Origin of the sequence: Pontibacter rugosus, assembly GCF_042678745.1 — a bacterium.
GTDB classification, from domain to species: domain Bacteria; phylum Bacteroidota; class Bacteroidia; order Cytophagales; family Hymenobacteraceae; genus Pontibacter; species Pontibacter rugosus.
Map to the genome: position 1 here is coordinate 1 of NZ_JBHTLD010000445.1, position 986 is coordinate 986.

General features: G+C 35.9%; 3 protein-coding genes. All 3 read left to right on the top strand.

Annotation, left to right across the window (positions count from 1 at the left end; all coding sequences use genetic code 11):
• The coding region (locus tag ACFQ2O_RS21800) for a hypothetical protein (RefSeq protein ID WP_377533052.1) at window positions 1-610 on the top strand (610 nt) is incomplete at its 5' end.
• A gap of 8 nt (window positions 611-618) precedes the next feature.
• On the top strand, window positions 619-771 hold the full coding sequence (locus tag ACFQ2O_RS21805) for a hypothetical protein (protein WP_377533054.1): 153 nt from the start codon (window positions 619-621) through the stop codon (window positions 769-771).
• 11 nt (window positions 772-782) lie between these two features.
• Window positions 783-986: hypothetical protein (locus ACFQ2O_RS21810; protein WP_377533056.1), on the top strand; the 204-nt coding region annotated here is incomplete at its 3' end.

The window sequence follows — 986 nt, forward strand, 5'->3', positions numbered from 1 at the left end:
AACTAACCTAAATGAATTTGATAAAGAAAAAATTAGAAGAGCGGTTCTTCAAATTTATCCTATTCAAGACGCCTCACCGGAAATTGAAGAAATACTTTTCAAGGTAAGATTAAAAGGCAGGAATACTGAAAGAGAATTAAAATCTATTCCCCGTCCTGAACTTGAAATTTTAGGTTTCCCAAAAGAGATAGTTGATTTGCTAATTCAGCGATGGAATGAAACAGAAAGGTGTATTGAATCAAGAGCTTATTTAGCTGCTATAATTTTGATGGGAAGCTTATTAGAAGGATTGCTTTTAGGTATGATGGAATCCCATAAAAGAGAAGCAAATACTTCTCTAAGTTCCCCTAAATTCAAGGATGGGACTGTCAAACCTTTTTCTGAATGGAAATTAATTGAAATGATTGAAGTAGCTCTAACTAATGGATGGATACACATCGATAGAGCAAAATTCAGCCATGCGTTAAGAGAATTTAGAAATCTTGTACACCCAAACCTGCAATTAAAGACAAAAGTGAATCCTGATGAAAATACATGCATAATTTCTTGGCATGTTGTTCAAGCAGCCTGTGCAGACACGGTAAATTGGAAAAAGAATAACGTTGCCTAACCAAGCACATGAGCAAAGCTACGACTGCCGCCTCGCTCACCTCATGTACAAGTCCGCTGTATGACATGCTGAAAAAGGCAGCCGCACAAATAGCACATTTGGTTTTTGCCGACACACAATCAGACACTGAAAAACCAAAAGAGCTTTTTGCCAACGCTTAAAATATATTGAAGTGACTGAAAGACAATTAGAAATACATAAAGGACTAGAAGCAATTGGACCCGAGATAGCCCAATTTTACCTAGATGGAATACAGGTAATAAACTCTAGTTTAGGAACTAAATCTAACTTGTTGGCTCATATTCTTAGAGAGATTGATGGCGGATTAAGAGATATATTTGAGCAAAAACAACTAAAAAAAGAGTTTCAGAAAAAA